Genomic DNA, 15,994 nt, shown 5'->3' with positions numbered 1-15,994 from the left:
CCAGAGGCACCGCGGCCTCGTCGAGCAGCAGGGGACGGTTCTCCAGGGCGAAGAACTGAGCGCCGGTCAGTTGTAGATCAGGTGGATGACGAACCAGGAGGCGAGCGCGCAGATCCCGACGATCCCGATCGGCCGCCACCAGCGGCGCGGTCGGATGCCCAGCAGCACCCGGAGCCGCTCGCTGATCGTGTCGCCCTTCTTGCGGGTCGCGATCGCCGCGACCTCCACGGCGACGACGGCCACCGCGAGGGTGGACAGCAGCCAGGCCGGAACCTCGGTCATGGACCCTCCGAACTCGCGCCCCGGTGGATCCCGGCGGTCACTGGACCGAACATCCGCCACAAAACGGGCCAATGTCAACGGATCTCGTGGTGAGAACGGGCTTGCCACTGCCGTCACGTACGCGCGGCCGGCCCGGCCGCAGGAGCGGCCCGGGCCGCGCAGGGGGCGGTTCGCGGGACCGGTCAGCCCGTGAGCGCCGACTCCAGTTTGGCGAGCTGCTCGTCGTAGATGCGGCGCAGGCCGCCCGGGGCGAAGGTGCGCTCGAAGAAGCCGCCGATGCCGCCCGCGCCCTTCCAGGTGGTCTCGACCCGCACCCGCGAGCCGTCGCCCTCCGGCGCGACGGTCCAGGTGGTCACCATGGTGGAGTTGGCGTCGCGCTCCTCGAGCGTGCCGTCCCGGGGGACGCTGACCGAGATGAGGCAGTCGCGCACCCGCTTGCTGGTCGCGGCGAGCTTCCAGTGCACGACCGTGCCGGCGCCCTGCCCTCCCTCGCGGACCTCGTATTCGCTGTAGTGCCCGGTCAGCAGCTTCGGCCGGGTCTCGTCGTAGTCGCCGAGCGCCGCGAGCACCCGCTCCGGGGACGCGCCGATCGTTCTGTCTGCGGTTGCCGTGACGTGAGTCATGCACGCCATTGTGGTGGATGGGACGGGAGCGCGTGGGGTGACGGCAATCCGTGCCTGCGGCGTGCGCCGGGCCGCCGGGCACGGCGATGCCTTGCCGGTGGGGAGCGGGGAGCCGATAATCCGGGTGTTCGCCTTGAGGGGCCTGAGCGCGGCGAGGTCGGCCGCGCACCAGGGCCTCCGTGCCGGAGCGCGGAGCGCGGTGGGGGGGGTGGGGTGGGGAGGCCCGGGCTGCTGACGGCGATGCTGGCCGGGATGGTCTGCTGCGGTATCGCCCTGCCGGTCGCCCAGGGGTGGACCGGGACCGGCGAGCGGCTCGGAGCCCGGGTCAGCGACTGCGGAGTGTGGCTTTCCGACGCCGGCGTCCTCCGGTGCGACTACCAGTGGGGCATGGGCGGGGAGCGCTTTTCCAGCCGGTTGCGGGGCGCGGACTGGCCGGACGGCCATCGCACCGACCTGTGGGTGGACCCGGACGACCCCGCCCACGCGGATCCCGGCAAGGCAGTGGTGCCACCGCTGGTCCTGCTCGCCTCGTCCGCCCTGGGCCTGCTGGTGGTCACCGTACGGCTGTTCCGGTGGACCTCCGGCCCCGGTGGCCCGGCGGCCGACGCGCCGTCGCCGTCCCGGGCACACCCTGTCCGGGGCCTGCCGCGCCGTGCCGCCGGCTTCACGGCCGTCCTCGGCGGCCTGGCCGTTGCCGCCGTCCCGGCGGGGGCGCTCGTCTCGGAGGCCGCCCACCGGCCCGTCCCCTACGCGGCCCCGCCCGCCGTCCTTCCCGCGCCTCGGAGCCCGGTCCTGCTGGACGCCTCGCAGCTCCCCGCCGACGGCGTTCACGACAGCTGTTCCGCGGTCGTCGGCGGCGCCGACGACCGGAGCGCCATCGTCGATACCAGTACCGCCACCGGCACGAGCACGCTCCGCGTGCGGGAGACGGCCACCGAACGCGACGTCACGCTCACCGTCCCGGCCATCGTCTCGTCGGCGGCCGTCGCCCCCGGCGGCGGGACCGTGGCCGCCGGCGACACCGGCGGCACCGTCCGCCTGCTCGACGTGGCGAGCGGGCGGGTCACCGCCACCCTCTCCGGGTCGCGCTGGGTCGACTCGGTGGCCTTCAGCCCTGACGGCACGACCGTCGCCGTCGCCGCCGGCGTCACCGTCCGGCTGTGGGACGTCGCCTCCCTGCGCGCCACCGCGACGCTGTTCGCCCGTGGGTTCGGCGTCTCCCTGGTGGCCTTCGGCCGTGACGGGACGACCCTGACCGTCTGCGAGGACGACGGGTTCCTCCGGCGCTGGGCGATCTGACCGGCGAGTCGTCGAGGGGGAGGAGCGAGGTGAGCGCGGGCGGTGTCGCGGCGGGGGTCCTGCTGTTGCTGGTGTTCGCTCCGTGCTGCCTGGTGCTGCACCGCGGTCACCGGTGCCGGTGGCGGGTCGCCGCGGACACCCCCGTGGTGACGTGCGGGCGGTTGCGGGAGGATTCCCCGCCCCGCGTGGCGCTGGCGGCGCGGACCACCGCGAGCGAGGTCGTGCGCGCACCGGTGTCGGGCGAGGAGTGCGTCTGCTACTGGACCGAGTTTCGCTCGGGCACCTACCGGGAGTCGGACAACCAGGACACCTGGCTCGTCGAGCGCCGCGAGGTCGTGGGACAGATCGTGGTCGAGGACGACACCGGCGAGGCGATCATCACCCCGGAACTGGCGAAACGCTCGCTCACCGGGAGACGCGACCGCGTGGTGACCACCGCCCGCACCCGCTCGACGGTCCGCCACACCTACGACTCGGACCATGACGTCTCCGAGACCAGGGAGTGGAGGGTCCGGCCGGGTGTCGCGGTGTTCGTGATCGGCGTGCCGGCCTGGGACGGCGCGGGCACCCCCGTCCTGGGCGGCTCCGACCACCCCGACGGGGAGGGCGCGACCCTCCGCTCCGGCCCCGAGGCCGTGGACCATCTCGCCGCCCGGGCCGCCCGCTGGGCCCTCTGGACCCGTGCCTGCGCGGTCACGGGATTCGTGACGACCAACGTGAGTCTCGCGCTGATCCTCTTGGGGATTGGTTAGCCCGTGCCCGGGGACGCCCGCCGGTGCTGCCGTCCCACCGGATCCGGGTCCATGTCAGGGCGCCGCCCCGGGGCGCCGGGCGTCGCGAGTCAGCCGTTCCACGGTCCTGGTGTGCAGGGCCAGCGACAGCTCGACGGCATCGTCGACGACCGCGTCGAGATCGTCTCCCAGCCGTCCGTCCGCCCACTGCTGGGCCAGTTCGCTCATGGCGCCGGCGAACATGGTCGCGGCGATGAGCGCCGGTAGCGCCGGAGCGGCTTCCTCGCTCCCGGGCAGGCTCGCCAGGATCAGGTCGTCCAGCAGGGCGGTCTGTGCCGCTCTGCGCCGTGCGGCCAGGACCTCGTTGCCGCGGGCCTCGGCGAACAGCACGCGCCCGCGGCGGGGATCGTCGGTGATGAACCGCAGCACGCTGCGGATACCGGCGCGGGTACGGGTCCCGGGGGCGGCGCCCGCCTGGTGCAGGGCGTCGGTGAGCCGTGCAGACAGCGCCACCGCCTGCTGATCGTAGACGGCGGCCAGCAGTTCGCCAGTGTCGGCGAAGTTCTCGTAGAAGTAGCGGGTATGGAGCTCGGCCGCCCGGCACACCGCGCGCACCGACAGCCCGGCCTCCCCTTCGGCGCCGAACAGCTCGAACGCGGCGTTCACCAGCAGATCGCGCCGCTCGTCCTTGCGCCGGGCCGCGGGGATCCCCGCCCATCGGGTGGTCGTGGCCGTTCGAACCCTCGCCATGGCGCTCACGATACCAAGTCTGGACACGGCCGTGCCCAGATGGCTAATCTGGATACAGCCGTGACCAGAATGAGCTGATCGGGAGCGCCGGATGCCGCTGCAAGCCAACGTCCTCGCGAGACGATTCGACCACTTCTTCGACACGGAGGTCCGGTCCAGGTACTTCAAGGGGATCGACTTCAGCGGACCGGACGGCGACCCCGGCTGGTTCGGCCCTGGCAGCGCGGTCTGGTACGTGCATTCGCACCTTCCGACGCTGCTGCTCGGGCTGATCGGCGCGGCCTACATCGAGGGGCTGGACCCGAGCATCAGCTGGATGGGTTACGACCACTCGCGCCTGGCCGAACGGGTCGACGGCGTCCCCACCGGCAACATCGATCTCGACGGAGCCTCGGTGCGGCTCGGGCACTCGATCTCGTTCTTCATCGGCACCGCCTACGGCTCCACCGCGAGCGCGGAGCGGCTGGCCCGCACCGTCCGCGCCATGCACCACACGGTGAAGGGCACCCGCCCCGACGGGCTGCCCTACGACGCCGACGACCCGGACTGGCTGCGGTGGAACTACGCGACCGTCGTGTGGGGACTGGCGACCGCGCACGAGCGCTACCACCGCCGTCCGCTGCGCGGGCCGGACCTGGAGCGGTACTACCGCGAGTTCGTACGCGTCGGTGAGTCCCTCGGCGGAACCGACCTGCCCGCCACCAAGGCCGAAGTGGCCGACTGCCTCGAGTCGTACCTGCCGCGCCTGGCCGTCACCCCCATCAAGGCGTTCGGCACCGGGCCCAACCTGCGCGGGAACAAGCTCCCGCCCTGGTCGCCCGGCAGTTCCTTCATGGACTGGGCGGCCCGCGACATGCTCCCCGAGTGGGGCCGGAAACTCGCCCTCTACCAGCCGCCCAACCCGATCAGGCTCCGCGCCCGCCGCGCCGCGCTGTGGCTGGCGCTCAACGGGCTGCACGACGCCACCGGCCCGCTGCGGGAGTTCCGCGAGGCCCAGGCCCGGGTGCGCCCCGGCGCGACGAGCCCGGTCGTCTCCACCGCCCCGACCGCCCCCGACCCGGTGCTGACCCGCGAGGAGGTCGAAGCCACCGCCTGATCTCGGTGGGACGGCGTGCCGCCCGAGCTGCCGGCGAGGTCCCGGCGATCGCGGCCGGAGCTTGACCCGCCATGGCTTCCCGCGAGGAGCGCTGGGTCGATGACGCGGCGGGACCTCTTGTCCGCCCCTACGCCCTCACGCGCGGCCGTACCCGATCGAGCGGTGAACGGCTCGACATCGTGTCCATCCTCGTCGGCTCGGGGCGACCCGTACCGGACCGACCACGTACGCCTGTCGCCCGAGCAGCAGCGGCTGCTGGTGGCGGCGGTGAGCGAGATCCGCCCCCTGCACACCGAGGAGGTCCTGACAGAGGCCGGCACCGCTGTGGACGACCTGGACCGGATCGAGGGCAAGGCCACCACCACCGTGGCGATGGACTTCGGCCGGATCACGCTCAGCCGTGGTACCGCCCTCTACCTGTTCGGCACCCCGGGCCAGGACCGCTTCTGGTTCATGTGGGAGGAGCTCTCCCGGGGCGCCCTCGGCGCGGTGGTCCTGGTCGACACCCGGCGTCTGGAGTCGAGCTTCGCCGCGATCGACTACCAGGCCGTGAGCTGAACTAGGGCCTCCGCACTCAGGCACGCACCGGTCCGGTGCCGAGGCGCGCGGAAGGGCCGTTGGTCCCTGGGCACGGCTCATCACCCCTGCTAGACAGGAGGCGGGAGATGTGACATATGACTCGCTACCTGGGAAGGGACCGTTTGGCGGTGGTGGCCGGGGTGCTGGCCCCGCTCGCCCTGTCGGCGGTCCTCCTGCCGTTTCGTACGGGCTCCGCGAACACCAATGTGGCCTTGGCGTTGGTGGTGGTGGTCGTCGCGGTGGCCGTCAACGGGCACCGCGTCGCCGGTGCGCTCGCGGCGCTGTCGGCGGCAGTCTGGTTCGACTTCTTCTTCACCCAGCCTTACCAGCGCTTCACCATCGCCAAAGCCGAAGACGTCCAGACCGCCGTCCTGCTGCTCCTCGTCGGACTGGTGGTCTCACAGCTGGCCGCCCGCGCCCGCCGCCTGAAGACGATCGTCGTCACCGATGCCGGCTACCTGTCCCAGCTTCACCAGACCGCCGAGCTCACCCAATCCGCCAGGTCGCCCAGCACGGTCGTCGACCATGTGAACAGGCAGCTCACCGACCTGCTGGGCCTGCGTGGATGCCGGTTCGAGTACGGGTCGCTGCTCGGCCATCCGCCCCGCCTCGAACAGGACGGCACCGTGGTCGTGGGCCACAAGCACTGGGACGTCGACCGGCACGGGCTCCCCCCTGAGGAGGTCGAACTGCGCACGTTCGGCAACGGGCACTACTACGGCCGGTTCATGCTCCAGCCCACGCCCGGGACCATCCCGTCCCTGCAGGCACGCCTTGTCGCGGTGACCCTCGCCGACCAGGTCGGGCGCGCACTCGACACCGCCGAGCACTCACGGTAACGACTGGCCACCCGTGGCCGGGGAGGGCCGCGAGCGCAGCCGGAGCGGGCCGCGCGGCCGTTCCGCAGAGGTCGCGGTACCCGTCCCCGGCGGTGCCCGGGTGGACCGCACTCGCCCGTGGCTCCTCCTGGTGCCGTGCCACTCGTTCGGCGCAGAGTGTGAGCGAGAGCCGTCAGCTCGGGACTGCCGCGATCCGGCCTTTCGAAGCCGGGGTGCGAGGCGATCGAAGGTCAAGAACGCCGGCCAGGCCAGGCGGGCGCGACACGCTCCCATTCGCGATCGATCTCCGAGGCGGCCCGACGCGCGCTCCGGACCCGGCGGGCCGCGCGAGCCCCGCAAACGCCGAGCAGCATCGCCGCGGCGCAGGCGCCACCGGCCAGTGCCGCGGTGAGCAGAGCCTTACCGCGTCCAGGTTGCGCCCGCGTGATGACACCCGAGGAGTCCGCCCACACGCTGATGTGCGTGCCCGCCGGCCGGTTCGGCGGTACCGGCGCCGCTCCGACATGGCGTACACCGTCCTGCCCGTCCCAGGCGATCTGCACGCGGAGCCCGTTGCCGGCCACTCGCTCGCCTGCGCTCCCCCAGGGGACCGAGACCGCGGGGGATCCGCTCGCTTGCAGGAGGACGGCCTCGACCCGGTGCACGCCGGTGCGCCGGTGCTCTTGGTCCAACTGGGCGGAGTAGACCTGGGAACCGGCCAGCAGCGTGATCAACATGGCGACCATCGGCAGTGTCGCCCACGGAGGCATCGCCACCAGTCCCGCCGGTAACCTCATCGGGCCGTCCTTCCCCTCGATCAGAGGCCAGACAACACCGTCGAATGTCGGCACCGCACGATATTCATGGGTTCCATACGCCGAGTGGCCGCTTCTTAACGGCGCCGTTGCGGTCACGCCCGCCGATCGGTGACCGGGCGGGTGGCTTGAGGAGCGCCGCGAGCTTCCGGCCGGGGCCGTCGTTGAGGGCGGCCGTACGGGACCGTGACAGCACCCCAGCAGGTCAGTGCTGATCCACTCCATCAGCGCGGAGGCGGGCCACGACCGTCAAGACGGCGTCAGATATGGCCGCTCCGCCGTAATGACCCCGTAACAGCGTCCGTGAACGGCCCCTGGCGGACTTAGCGTGAGCCCGGCAATCGGTCTGTGAACAGGAGCAGCAAACCATGGAGGATGCGCAACCACTGCTGATCCAGGACTGCGTCGAGCGCAACCGTGTGCCCAAGGTCCACGCATACCCCGACCACGTGTTCGTCGTCCTGCACGCCCCCGAACGGGACGAGCGCGGCCAGCGGGTCACCGGCAGCGCCAGGGCTGCACTCGGGAGATGAACAACACGACGGGCGGGATGAGCCGCTTGCGGGATGAGCGCTCAAGAGCGCAGGAGCCCGTGAGCCCTCGGATGGTTGTTGTGATAACAAAGGGCGAGTAACTATCTGTGCTGCGAGTCACGGCTGAGCGAGATTGGTGCGGGTCGCCGGGGTATGAAGGTTGCCGTCCCTGATGACAGGCAAACGAAGTTCTCTTCCCCGAGCACTCTAAAAGGGTCAGGTGCACAACGAAATGCTTCTTCAACTTGATTCGAGTCCCCATGCCGGCGCGGCCGTCTACGCGCGGAGGGCAGGCTTTGCGGCGCTCGTGATCTTGGCATCAGGGGCCATCGCGTCGCCACATGCGATCGCGACTGAGGTGGCGCACCGTCAGGATTCCAGGGCGGCCGCCATCACCGGCGATGATAACGGCAGTGCTGGTCCTGTCAGTCTGCGGAGCGGAAACGGCAAGTTCAACAGGAACAACTCGACAGTGCTCAGCCCCACTATCAACCGTGGCCTGCAGCAAGTGTCGAATACTAACGTTAGCGGAAAGTCGATTACTCAGGTCGCTTTCTGTAAGAAGAGACATCGCATCTGCAAAAACTCCCAGAAGCTCTGGAACTACCACTAACTTCCGGAACGCTGCGGCCCCTGACCCCGTGCGCCTATCGCGGACGCGGTCATGAGAGTTCGACCAGACGCGATGTCCATGCCGGTCACCCGTGGTGCTCCCGGTGTCAGGACTGGTCGGCTGTTCAATACAGTGAATTCGGCCGCCCCCGCCGAGCCGGCCGCCCCCGCCGAGCCGGCCGCCCCCGCGGAGCCGGCCTCCCGCCACGATAGGACCAAGACCGTGACTCGCGAAGAGATCAAGCCCCTCCCCGACCCAGGCCGCGAGCCGTGGCGCGAGTTCCCCGGGAACCAGCCGACATCGCTTCGCCTCTGCACCAAGGTGGCCGCCCTCCGACGCGCTGAAGGAGCCAGGGCATGATGCTCGTGTTCGGCCTCTTCCTGCTGATGGTCGGGACCTTCTCCTTCCAGCTGAACACCCGCTCCATCAGGAGACGCACTGCTATCGCTCTTGCCCGGAACTTCGAGGCGAGCGGAGACGACGTCGAGATGGCGTTCCTGCGGGAGATCGCTGAGGCGCAGCAAGAGAATCGCTGCGGGAAAAGGTTCCTCAGCCGCCTGCGGGCCAGACGCGCAGCTCGAATGATGGCCATAGTCAGGCGGGATCTGGGCAAGAGCCCGTGAGCGTGGGCCGCGTGTCATTGAGCCGCACCGCCTGTGCAGGCGACCACGGGTTGAAGCGGCCGGGGACCCATCACCCTACGACGAGCGCGATCACCGGCCGCTCGATGTCCGGATCAGAGTCTTCGCAGGTGGCGGAGGTGTACGGGGATCGAACCCGCCGGCCCGAGATCCTCGGGCCCATCGGTACCCCGCCGTATCCCATCCCGTATCCGCTGCCGCTTCCGTAGCCGCCGGCTCCGCGGAATCCGCCGGTGCGGGCTCGGCGGGCCAGTGGTGGGAGAGCTTGCGGATGGCGGGTTGGGGGTGGTCTGCTGAACCTATGGGGGCCGCGTTTTCGCAGCCTGCGGGCCGGGCTGATCTTGGGGGGTTGTCGCGGCGCGGCTGGCGTGGCCGCGCGCAAGAGTGGAGTGTCGTCACCGATCTGCTGCGGGCGGCTCAGGCGGGCCAGGGCGGGGTGTTGCTGATCGAGGGCCCCTCCGGCATCGGCAAGAACCGGCTTCTTGCGGAAGCCGCCAACGCCGCTGTGGCGCGGGGGATCGTGGTCGCGCAGGGTAGAGCGGATGAGCTGCGGCGGCTGGCTCCTCTGGTACCGCTGCTGGCGGCGCTCGGGGAGACCATGCAGACGCTGGGGGTGCCTGAAGGGCTCCCGTACTCGGTTGTCGGGGACCTGAGGCTGTGGCTGGTAGATCGGCTACGGGCACACCTGGAGGAGCGGCTGGCGCGGGGTCCGATGCTGATCACGCTGGTCGACCTGCAGTGGGCCGATCCGACGACCTTGTTCGCGTTGCGGACGCTGCAGCCGGAGCTGGCCTCCTACCCGCTGGTGTGGATACTCGCTCGTACCAGCGGCGCGGGCGATCCCGCCGTCGTACGGCTGTTCGAGGCGCTGGAGCGAGAGGGCGCCGGCCGGATGCTGCTGGAGCCGTTGGACGACGACGCGGTGAGTGAGGTCGCCGTCGACGTCCTCGGCGCGAAACCGGAGGCCGATGTGCTCGCGCTGGCCGGCGGTGCGGGCGGCAACCCGTTCCTGCTCGTCGAGCTGCTCGGCGGGCTCCGCGATGAAGCCGCCATCGAGCTCAAGGGCGGCCGCGCGCATCTGGTGTCCGCGCGGTTGCCGCAGCTGCCGCAGCGCGTTCATGCGCTCGCCCGGACGCGGTTGGACCGGCTGTCCCGAGAAACCCGCCATCTCCTTCAGGTCGCGGCGGTCCTCGGTCGCACCTTCTCCGTCGACGAGCTGGCTGCCATGCTCGGCGAGCCCAGCAGCCGGCTGCTGCCCCCGTTGGAGGAAGCGCTGACCGCACAGATCATTCTGGCCACCGACGACGCACTGGCATTCCGGCACGACCTGCTGTGGCAAGCCGTCACCGACAGCCTTCCCACCTCCTTGCGGCGGGCCCTGCATCTGCAGGCCGGTCATGTGCTGCTCGACCGTGGCGGCTCCGCCGTCCCAGCAGCCGCACACTTCGTCTCCTCGGCCCGGCCCGGTGATACACGCGCGCTCGCCGGACTCGACCGGGCGGCCCGCGAAGTCCTGCTGACTTCGCCACAGACCGCCGCGGAACTCGCCGTACGAGCCCTCGAACTCACCGACCCGGCCGACGCCGACCGCTTCCACCGCACTGTGGCGGCCGTCGTAGCCCTTACCGCCGCCGGACGGCTGTCTGAGGCGGCCGAGTTCGCCCGTGCCGGACTCGGCCAGGCGCCGCCAGACAAGGCGGCTCGCTTGCGCAACGAACTGGCGCGCATTCAGCTGTTGTGGGGGCGGCCGGACGAAGGAGTGTCCGAGGCCGAAGACGTGCTGGCTCAGCAGGATCTCCCCGACGACCTCCGCGACGCCGCGGAGCTGACGTGGTTCTGGGGGCTGATCGCGGCGCAGGACTTCGAGCGAGGCCGTCGGCGGGCGGAGGCCATCGTGGCGGGCCGTGGTCGGCGCAGCGATACCGCCAAGGTCGGAGCGCTCATGCTGCTCCTGCACATCGCCTGGGTGGACGGGCGGGTCGCGGACGGGTTCGACCACATCCGAGAGGCGGTACGGATCGCCGCCCGCGGATCGGTCGCGTTGCACGGCATGATGCCGCCACGTCTGTACCTGGCGCTGTGCCTGCAGAACGTACGCGAATTCGACGAGGCCGAGGCCGTCCTTCAGGCCGCCGACGAGGAGATCGAGGCGCGAGGGAACATCGTGCAGGCCGTTGGCGCCATGTTCGTGCGCGCCTACCTTCGAGCGGGCGTCGGCCGGCTCGACGACGCCGTCGCCGAGGCCGAGGCGGGACTGCATTTCGCCGAGGGTACGCATGTGTTCGCCCTCTTCGGGGCCGCCGTACTCGCCTACGTCGCGGTGCTGCGCGGGGACCTGAACGCGGCCGCAGCACACATTGAGCCATACCATGCTCAGGCAGCCCAGGTGACGTTCCCCGCGGGCTGGGGCAGGTGGGCCACACTGCTGGTTGCCGAGGCCCGAGGCGGCCCGGAACGGGCGAAAGCCATCTTCGACGCAGGCGACGCCGAGCCCCGGAGCTGGAACTGGCGCCTCGTCACCGAGCTCAACCTGGCGGCGTGGGAGACCCGGGTCGCGCTGGCCGCCGGAGACCGCGCGTTCGCGGAAACCGTCACCGCCCGGGCACAGCAACTTGCGCAGAACAACCCAGACTTTCCCGCCCTCGCCCACGCCGCCGCCCACGCCCGCGGACTCGTGCACAAGGACGCCACCGCCCTGGCCGACGCTGCCGCCGGATGCCGGACCCCGTGGGCAGGTGCCTCAGCCGCCGAAGACCTCGGCATCCTGCTCGCCGCCACCGACCACCAAAGCGCCGTCCACAGCCTGGACCAGGCACTCGACGGCTACCAACGGATCGGCGCCCTGCGGGACGCGGCACGCGTCCGCGCCCGGCTCCGGAAGCTGGGCGTGCGACGCCGCCACTGGACCCTGGCCGAACGCCCGGTGTCCGGATGGGACAGCCTCACCCAGACCGAACGCAACATCGCGGCACACGTCGCCCAGGGACTGACCAACCGCCAGGTCGCCAACCGGATGTTCGTCTCCTCCCATACCGTGGCCTTCCATCTCCGCAACATCTTCCGCAAACTCGACATCAACTCGCGTGTCGAACTCGCCCGAATCGCCGCAGAGCAGCCTCCCGAGAGCCCGTAACGAACGACCCGACCACCCTGACCGGGCTGATCCCACCCCTCTCAAAGTACCTACACGGACATGCGGTATGGACTACCTCCCCATGGGGGCAATGTGAACGTGCCGGTATCTCCCACAGGGCCAGGTGATGGCCGGCGGCGGCACCGCGATGGCCGCGGCTGCGGCTGCGCGACACACGTGCCTCTGACGGAGGGTCAGGATCATGTACTTCTACAGCGGAGAGGCGACCGGATGGAACGGGCTGGCCTCGCCGTCCGGCATTGTCGGATGCGTAGTGATCCTCAGCATGGTCCTGCCGGTATGGCTGGGCAGGTCCTCCACCACCCGCCGAAGACCGCGCACCGACGAGGAGGAAAGGCTCTTCAAGAGGTTCGCGCGCGGTGAGATCGACGATGACGAGTACCGGCGGCGCCGCGAAGTCCTCGCGGGCAGCCACACCCCACGCTCGACTCACGAGCGAGTCTCGACCGTGCGCCTACCGTCTCCACGCCTCCGTCTGCGCGGCCAGGTCACCGTCTTCGTGATTTTTATGGCGGTGATGCAGCTGATCCTGATGGGAGCGTGCGACGGCACGCCGGCCGGCAAGGCCGCCGCCGAGCCGACACCCGGCTCACACGTGGTCTACGCGGGCGCATCGTCCTCGAGCGTGATCTTCGATCGCCTTTCCCCAGTGCATTTAACCGTCCAGGTGGCCGTCCTGGTCCTCTTGGCGACCTGGGTCACACGAAGGACCACCGGCCGCATGCTACGACGGGTGAACGAGATCCGCGCCGAACTGGCCGCCATCAACCTCAACGACCTGAGCACCCGGGTCCCCGAACCATCCGGCAACGGTGAGATCGCCCGCCTCGCCGGCACCATCAACAACACGCTCCAGCGGCTGGAAAACGCCCAAAAGCAGTTACAGCGATCACTCGAACAGCAGCGTCAATTCGCATCCGACGCCTCCCATGAGCTGCGCACCCCGCTCGCCGGGCTGCGCACGCAGCTTGAGGAGGCCCAGCTGCACCCCGATGACACCGACCTTCGCGATCTGCTCGACCGCACACTGAACGATGTCGACCGGCTGCAGGCCATCATCACCGACCTGCTGCTCCTCGCCAGGATCGATGGAAAGGCGCCCATGGTGCCCGAGGAGATAGACCTGGCAGAACTCGTCCGCACCGATCTCCTGCGACGAGTGGGCGACCCTCATCCGGTACGGACCCAGCTCGAATCCAACGTACGGGTCGTCGCCGTCCGAGCCCAGATCAGCCGGGTCCTGGCCAACCTGCTCGACAACGCCCAGCGCCACGCCACGCACACCGTACGGATCCAGCTACGCCGCAACGGCACGAGCGCCGAGTTGACCACAACCGACGATGGCGAGGGCATCGCCGAAAGCGACCGGGAACGCGTCTTCCAACGCTTCGCCCGGCTCGATGCCGCCCGCACCCGCGACCAGGGAGGCACCGGCCTCGGCCTGGCCCTCGCCCGCGACATCGCCCACTCCCATAACGGCACCCTCCACGCCGAAGATCCCCCACACGGCGGGGCCCACTTCGTCCTCCGGCTTCCCCTCTCGCCACGTCGCGATGCGCCGAGCACAGGACCTGAATCCTCGGTGTAATGGAGCCATCGCGGCCCGATCCGAGCCGCCCGGGCATCCGGTCCGATCGGGACCCGGCTGGCGGGGAAACACGACCTCTGCTGAAGTCCAAGACCTGGGCTGTGGGTGCTGGTCAACTGGTCGGTGTGGTCTGGCGGGAGCGGGCCAGAGCCAGCGTGCCCAGGGCTGCGCCGATGAGTCCGACCGCGATGGCGACGTAGGCTCCGGCTCGGCCGTTGCCGGTGCCGATGCCGCCGGTGGAGGTGGCCAGGTGCAGCCAGCCGAGGGCAACGCCGGTGAGCGAGACCGCCACGGCCGTGATGGATCGCCTGGTGGCGTTGGAACGACCGGAGCGGACCAGTGCGAGGCCTGCGATCACCGTGCCGATCAGCGCCACGACGCCAGCGATGATGGCGCCGGCTCTGTTGTTGCCGGTGCCGAAGTCGCCGGCGAGGTCCATGATCAGGGCTGCCGATGAGCTCATGTCGTTCTCCTGTTCTGGGTGTGGTCGGGACTGATTCTGCGTGGGTGTGATGGTGCCGGTCGTCCTCCTGGCGCAGGCACTTTCGCGGTACCGCTCCTGGCGTATCCGGCTACCGCAGACGCGGCAGGGGCGGTGGGAGTACTGCGTGTGCGGTAACCGGTGTTCGTGTTCCGGCTCGATCCGCTGGGGGTGGTGTCTGTTTAGGGTGCGGATATGCGGATTGTGCGGCGCGGTGTTCCGGCTGGTCTCGGGGACTGGGCGATCGCGGCCGGGGTAGCGGGGGTGCAGCTGTCAGCTGGGCTGTCTGGGCAGGGCCCCAACGCCGGTTTCGGCCGGTTCGGGTACGGCGCGGTGCGGGCGGGCCGTCATGTCGTCACGGCCGCGGGGTCGGTGGTTCTGCTGGCTGTTCTCCTGGTCACCGCGCTGGTCGTGGATGACGGGTCGGCGCGTGAGCTGGTCAAGGACATCCAGCCTGAGGACCTGCTGCACGCGGTGCGCGTCGCCGCGCGCGGCGACGCCCTGCTCGCACCGTCGATCACCCGCAGGCTGATCGAACGGTACGTGAGCCAGCCGCCCGCCCACCTCGCGCCCGGCACAGGCCTCCACGAGCTGACCAACCGCGAACGCGAGGCCGTCGCCCTGCTCGCGCGGGGCCTGTCGAACGACCAGATCGCCGACCACATGGTCATCAGCCCGCTGACCGCGAAAACCCACCTCAACCGGGCCATGACCAAACTCCACGCCCGCGACCGCGCCCAGCTCGTCGTCCTCGCCTACGAGTCCGGCCTCATGACCCCGCCCGCCCCGGACACCGGCGGCCTCAACCGACACCCGGATGCGTCGCGGAGGCGCGTTATCCGGTGACCGGCACGCCGAGGAGCACGGCGAGCGCGCCCAACAGGCCCTTGCCGGTCTGAATTTCCTCCTTGATCGTCATCTGCGGCCAGCGACCTTGACCAGCGCCGACAGCGGTACCGGGTGGGGACAGTAGCAGCGGTAGACGCCAGCTCACTGCCGTTAAAACGTGATCACAGCGGGGTTTCCCTCGCTCCAAACGCTAATGATCTTGCGGTGGGTGAACCGCCAGCCGTCCGGAGTTCGGCGCAGCCGGTCGTCGTAGCGACCCCCGCCAAGGAACTTGTCACCATCGGGCAGGCCAAGGCGGACATGCTGGGCCTGGTAGTAGCACGTGTGCTCAGCCTCGTCACCGTGCACCACGGCGACATGGTTGCCGTTGAGATGATGGGTGGCGTCGAATCGCTCCACGCTGGTGCTGATCCTGGCAACGATCGCGTCCGGCCCGCAGAGCCGTTCTCCCGAACCGCTGTACTCCCAGCAAGCGTCGTTGGTGAACAGCGCGCCCAGCCTCTGCCAGTCCCTGGTGTCCACGGCCGTCGCGTACGCGATGACAGCGTCCACGATCGCGGTGCGGTCTGCGAGTTCCTGAAGCATTGAGCCGCCTTCCGATGGTGCACGATTTGATACCGAGCACATGATTGGTGACTGTCGAGCCCGGCGGAAGAAGGCACTTTCATGTCCCAGAGTCACATCGATGTGTCAGCCCTGGCCAGCGAGGCGTGCCCGGTCTCGGAGGTCCTCGATCACGTCTCCGGGAAGTGGAGCATCGGCATCCTGGTAGCCGCCGCGCAGGGGCCGGTTCGGTTCACGGAACTGGAACGCTCGATCAAAGGAATCAGCAGGCGCATGCTCACGCTCAAGCTGCGCAAGCTGGAGCGGGACGGCTTGCTCATCCGCACCGTCCATCCGGTCGTTCCGCCCAAGGTCGAGTACACGCTGACGGAGATGGCCCAGGAACTCCACAAGTCGCTGCTGGAGCTCACCGACTGGGCAAAACGGCACCGCGGCACCGTCGCTGCCGCCCAGGCCGCCTACGACCGTGAACACACGGCTAACGTGAACACAACGGCTAACCAGGCCCGCGCACCCGGCGCAGCAACGCAAGGATGAACGTCCGCCCGCTGACCATCCCCTTGCGCGTGCCGCGAGTT

At 70.0% G+C, this 15,994-nt stretch carries 16 protein-coding genes and 1 pseudogene; 11 read left to right on the top strand and 6 right to left on the bottom strand.

What is annotated here, in order from left to right; translation table 11 throughout:
- Positions 1 to 66: 66 nt before the first annotated feature.
- Together ACRYCC_RS18605 and ACRYCC_RS18600 are read right to left on the bottom strand one after the other, a co-directional pair.
- Positions 67 to 282 carry a hypothetical protein gene (locus ACRYCC_RS18605; protein WP_433813657.1) on the bottom strand — a complete coding sequence of 72 codons (216 nt, stop codon included), beginning with the start codon at positions 280 to 282 and terminating at the stop codon, positions 67 to 69.
- A gap of 182 nt (positions 283 to 464) precedes the next feature.
- On the bottom strand, positions 465 to 905 hold the full coding sequence (locus ACRYCC_RS18600; RefSeq protein WP_433813655.1) for an SRPBCC family protein: 441 nt from the start codon (positions 903 to 905) through the stop codon (positions 465 to 467).
- Between the two features lie 213 nt (positions 906 to 1,118).
- On the opposite strand from ACRYCC_RS18600, the gene ACRYCC_RS18595 reads away from it, so the two are divergent.
- Both ACRYCC_RS18595 and ACRYCC_RS18590 read left to right on the top strand, forming a co-directional pair.
- Complete coding sequence (locus ACRYCC_RS18595) at positions 1,119 to 2,204, top strand: WD40 repeat domain-containing protein (protein ID WP_433813653.1); 1,086 nt, start codon at positions 1,119 to 1,121, stop codon at positions 2,202 to 2,204.
- 29 nt (positions 2,205 to 2,233) lie between these two features.
- The gene (locus ACRYCC_RS18590; RefSeq protein WP_433813652.1) at positions 2,234 to 2,956 is read left to right on the top strand and encodes a hypothetical protein; all 723 of its coding nucleotides are present in this window, start codon (positions 2,234 to 2,236) and stop codon (positions 2,954 to 2,956) included.
- A 54-nt stretch (positions 2,957 to 3,010) separates the two neighbouring features.
- Here the strand turns inward: ACRYCC_RS18590 and ACRYCC_RS18585 are convergent, their stop codons facing one another.
- The gene (locus ACRYCC_RS18585; RefSeq protein WP_433813651.1) at positions 3,011 to 3,685 is read right to left on the bottom strand and encodes a TetR/AcrR family transcriptional regulator; all 675 of its coding nucleotides are present in this window, start codon (positions 3,683 to 3,685) and stop codon (positions 3,011 to 3,013) included.
- 91 nt (positions 3,686 to 3,776) lie between these two features.
- Between ACRYCC_RS18585 and ACRYCC_RS18580 the strand changes: the two genes are divergently transcribed.
- The 3 genes and pseudogenes from ACRYCC_RS18580 to ACRYCC_RS18570 all read left to right on the top strand — a co-directional run bounded on the left by ACRYCC_RS18580 (position 3,777) and on the right by ACRYCC_RS18570 (position 6,199).
- Positions 3,777 to 4,781 carry an oxygenase MpaB family protein gene (locus ACRYCC_RS18580; protein ID WP_433813650.1) on the top strand — a complete coding sequence of 335 codons (1,005 nt, stop codon included), beginning with the start codon at positions 3,777 to 3,779 and terminating at the stop codon, positions 4,779 to 4,781.
- Between the two features lie 231 nt (positions 4,782 to 5,012).
- A pseudogene (locus ACRYCC_RS18575) lies at positions 5,013 to 5,324 on the top strand (GTP-binding protein); the annotation flags it as partial.
- Between the two features lie 131 nt (positions 5,325 to 5,455).
- Entirely contained in the window at positions 5,456 to 6,199 is a 744-nt protein-coding gene (locus ACRYCC_RS18570) for a DUF4118 domain-containing protein (RefSeq protein WP_433813649.1), read from the top strand.
- Between the two features lie 230 nt (positions 6,200 to 6,429).
- Here ACRYCC_RS18570 and ACRYCC_RS18565 read toward each other — a convergent pair whose 3' ends face one another.
- Entirely contained in the window at positions 6,430 to 6,975 is a 546-nt protein-coding gene (locus tag ACRYCC_RS18565) for an Rv1733c family protein (RefSeq protein WP_433813647.1), read from the bottom strand.
- A gap of 386 nt (positions 6,976 to 7,361) precedes the next feature.
- Here ACRYCC_RS18565 and ACRYCC_RS18560 point away from each other — a divergent pair, with 386 nt between their 5' ends.
- From ACRYCC_RS18560 to ACRYCC_RS18545, 4 genes are all read left to right on the top strand, one after another.
- On the top strand, positions 7,362 to 7,526 hold the full coding sequence (locus tag ACRYCC_RS18560) for a hypothetical protein (RefSeq protein WP_433813645.1): 165 nt from the start codon (positions 7,362 to 7,364) through the stop codon (positions 7,524 to 7,526).
- A 969-nt stretch (positions 7,527 to 8,495) separates the two neighbouring features.
- Positions 8,496 to 8,762, top strand: coding sequence for a hypothetical protein (locus tag ACRYCC_RS18555; RefSeq protein WP_433813643.1), 267 nt, complete (start codon positions 8,496 to 8,498; stop codon positions 8,760 to 8,762).
- Between the two features lie 367 nt (positions 8,763 to 9,129).
- Positions 9,130 to 11,913 carry a helix-turn-helix transcriptional regulator gene (locus ACRYCC_RS18550; protein WP_433813641.1) on the top strand — a complete coding sequence of 928 codons (2,784 nt, stop codon included), beginning with the start codon at positions 9,130 to 9,132 and terminating at the stop codon, positions 11,911 to 11,913.
- Between the two features lie 202 nt (positions 11,914 to 12,115).
- Positions 12,116 to 13,522: an ATP-binding protein gene (locus ACRYCC_RS18545; protein WP_433813639.1), complete on the top strand. Its 1,407-nt coding sequence runs from the start codon at positions 12,116 to 12,118 to the stop codon at positions 13,520 to 13,522.
- 112 nt (positions 13,523 to 13,634) lie between these two features.
- Here the strand turns inward: ACRYCC_RS18545 and ACRYCC_RS18540 are convergent, their stop codons facing one another.
- Positions 13,635 to 13,985, bottom strand: coding sequence for a DUF6223 family protein (locus tag ACRYCC_RS18540; RefSeq protein ID WP_433813637.1), 351 nt, complete (start codon positions 13,983 to 13,985; stop codon positions 13,635 to 13,637).
- A gap of 282 nt (positions 13,986 to 14,267) precedes the next feature.
- Here ACRYCC_RS18540 and ACRYCC_RS18535 point away from each other — a divergent pair, with 282 nt between their 5' ends.
- The gene (locus ACRYCC_RS18535) at positions 14,268 to 14,849 is read left to right on the top strand and encodes a response regulator transcription factor (RefSeq protein ID WP_433813636.1); all 582 of its coding nucleotides are present in this window, start codon (positions 14,268 to 14,270) and stop codon (positions 14,847 to 14,849) included.
- Positions 14,850 to 15,002: 153 nt separating this feature from the next.
- Here ACRYCC_RS18535 and ACRYCC_RS18530 read toward each other — a convergent pair whose 3' ends face one another.
- Positions 15,003 to 15,437 carry a nuclear transport factor 2 family protein gene (locus ACRYCC_RS18530; RefSeq protein WP_433813634.1) on the bottom strand — a complete coding sequence of 145 codons (435 nt, stop codon included), beginning with the start codon at positions 15,435 to 15,437 and terminating at the stop codon, positions 15,003 to 15,005.
- An 81-nt stretch (positions 15,438 to 15,518) separates the two neighbouring features.
- On the opposite strand from ACRYCC_RS18530, the gene ACRYCC_RS18525 reads away from it, so the two are divergent.
- The gene (locus ACRYCC_RS18525) at positions 15,519 to 15,953 is read left to right on the top strand and encodes a winged helix-turn-helix transcriptional regulator (protein ID WP_433813633.1); all 435 of its coding nucleotides are present in this window, start codon (positions 15,519 to 15,521) and stop codon (positions 15,951 to 15,953) included.
- The last annotated feature ends 41 nt before the right edge of the window (positions 15,954 to 15,994 follow it).

Source organism: Actinomadura scrupuli, assembly GCF_050971785.1.
Lineage (GTDB): Bacteria > Actinomycetota > Actinomycetes > Streptosporangiales > Streptosporangiaceae > Actinomadura_E > Actinomadura_E scrupuli.
This window is presented reverse-complemented; position numbering and strand designations above follow the sequence as displayed.